Origin of the sequence: Sporomusa sp., assembly GCF_035561255.1 — a bacterium.
Lineage (GTDB): Bacteria > Bacillota > Negativicutes > Sporomusales > Sporomusaceae > Sporomusa.
This window is the reverse complement of the sequence record NZ_DATMXX010000317.1, coordinates 1-2,227: the sequence shown is the minus strand read 5'-3', so window position 1 is coordinate 2,227 and position 2,227 is coordinate 1. Positions and strand designations below refer to the sequence as shown.

Below are 2,227 nucleotides of genomic sequence, written 5' to 3'. Positions count from 1 at the left end.
AGGATCAGCTGCTTGTTCAATAAGATCAAAATTAATATTAACTTCGCTAAACCCGCAATCTGCAAGCAGCAGTACATCCCAGGAAGGCCGGCGATGTTTGCTGATGTCCAAGTTGTTTTTAATGGCGTCACATTCCTGTAGTTGAGCAAAAGTCACATTAGCGTGGCCTTTTGACAGCTGAGCATCTTGGCCGTGTCTCGCACGCAAGCTATTTACGCCAAAATTTTTGTCACCGTAATCAGCATCAAAAATCAATAGCCTTCCCCCTTGCCTTAAGATACGGTACCAATCCCGGTAGGCACCAGCTATGTTGGGTAATGTCCATGTCAGGTTACGTGAGATGATTACGTCAAAACCCTGGTCAGGCAAACCGCTCTTTTCGGCATCAGCTACCAAAAAATCGCAGCGCAGCTTCATTCTCGCCGCTAATTCCGCAGCTGCGGCCACCATTTTAGGACTGAGGTCAATACCGGTAACATCGTGCCCCATTGAGGCCAGTACCAAAGCAACATACCCTGCCCCGGTACCAACATCAAGCACTTTTAATCTATGCTCTGTCCCGATGGCAGTTGTCAGTATTTTTTTCCATAAGTCAATTTTTTCATTATTCATTTCGGCAAAACTTAAATCCAAAAAGTTTTCAGCCCTGTTTTCCCAGTAATCGCGGATTCTATTTTTTAACAATCGTAACTAGCCTCCATTAATCTTCATTCCGAAAATTTATACGTCTTTTTTGCCAGCAGATAAATAAAACACGGTGCCCCGATCATTGAGATAAGGATTCCTATCGGCAGTTCACTCCTGGCCAGGATAATACGGCACAGCAAATCAGTCCAGATTAGAAAAATTGCGCCAACTACCGAGGCTATTGGGATTAATTTTCCATGATTAGCCCCTGTCATCATCCTTACAATGTGTGGCACAATTAAGCCGACGAAACCAATCATTCCGGCCGAATAGACAATAAAGCCAATCAATATTGCGCTCATCAATAAATAAACCTGCCGATACAAATTTAGGTTGTAGCCCAAAGTAAGTGCTGCCTCATCACCAAGCAGCATAATATTTAAAATTTTGGCCTGTGACCAAAAAAATAAAATACCCAGTAAAACAAGCGGACATAAAACATATAATAAGTCCCACCTCGCGCCGGCCAGACTTCCCATCAGCCAATATGAAATGGTTTGCATACCTTCCATGTTGTTGGCGAAATACACAATAAAACTGGCAAAGGCCGAACAAACAGCGCTTATAGCCGTTCCCGACAACAGCAATTTGATTGTATTCGGGCTGCCGCCAATGTTGGCAATAAATAGAATGGCTATGGAAACAAGTAACGCCCCGCCAAAGGCCGCCACACCAATGTAATTCTCGCCCCAAGATATCCCCAGGCCCAGCAAAATCGCCAATGTGGCGCCAAGTGACGCCCCTGACGATATTCCTAATATATATGGGTCCGCCAGGGGATTTCTTACCACGGCTTGCATAATCACACCGCAAATAGAGAGTCCGGCACCAACACAGACCGCTAAAACAAGTCTGGGGATTCTAAGTAACCAGACAATATCATGAACAGGGCCCTGCACACCGGCGTCAACGGGGAAGTTGCTGAATACATGCGCACGCAAAGCAAAGAAAATTTCCTGTACTGAGATCCTGGCGCTGCCGAAACTAAGTCCCGCCCAGAGACTTACAACCAGTAAAGCCAGTAAAGATAAGAATAAAACCATAAACTTATTATTTCTCATAGTTATCACCATCACTTTTTTGCAAACCGGCAGCGAAAATGTCTATTGCATCAGAAACTCTGATACCGGGGCTTCTGATAGTGTAAAAAGGAATACAAAAAACTTGTTTATTTTTAGCGCACCGCAAATTCTTCAACACAGGGTTATTATAAAATGTAGACAAAACTATACTATCCCTGTCCGGCGCTGACTGCAAAAACACAATATCCGGGTCAAGCATTACAACATCCTCATAGCTGACAAACTCATTTTCACCGACGTTTTCCTGCTCTTGCCCCAAAACAATTGCGCCTAATTGTGTCACAATATCACCCGGTAGGGTTCGTGGTGTATAAACAGTTAGAATTTTACCGATATTGCTGACAAGCAACACTTTCTGCGGTTTTGTATTTACCATGTTCTCTTTACAAATAGCGATTTTTTCTTCAATTTTTTTTATTTCACTTACCGCTTTTTCTTCTTGACTAACAATTTTGCCC

At 43.3% G+C, this 2,227-nt stretch carries 3 protein-coding genes; all 3 read right to left on the bottom strand.

Annotated elements, in window-relative coordinates; translation table 11 throughout:
* On the bottom strand, positions 1–684 hold a 684-nt coding region (locus VN379_RS17200), incomplete at its 3' end, for a class I SAM-dependent methyltransferase (RefSeq protein WP_325536047.1).
* Positions 685–707: 23 nt separating this feature from the next.
* Positions 708–1,748: an iron ABC transporter permease gene (locus tag VN379_RS17195; RefSeq protein WP_325536045.1), complete on the bottom strand. Its 1,041-nt coding sequence runs from the start codon at positions 1,746–1,748 to the stop codon at positions 708–710.
* Positions 1,738–2,227, bottom strand: a 490-nt coding sequence (locus VN379_RS17190; protein ID WP_325536043.1) for an ABC transporter substrate-binding protein, incomplete at its 5' end; no start/stop codon positions are given. The genes VN379_RS17190 and VN379_RS17195, both read right to left, overlap by 11 nt.

Coding starts and splice junctions, on each gene's coding strand:
- VN379_RS17195 (WP_325536045.1), bottom strand. CDS start 1,748: ATGAGAAATAATAAGTTTATGGTTTTATTCTTATCTTTACTGGCTTTA.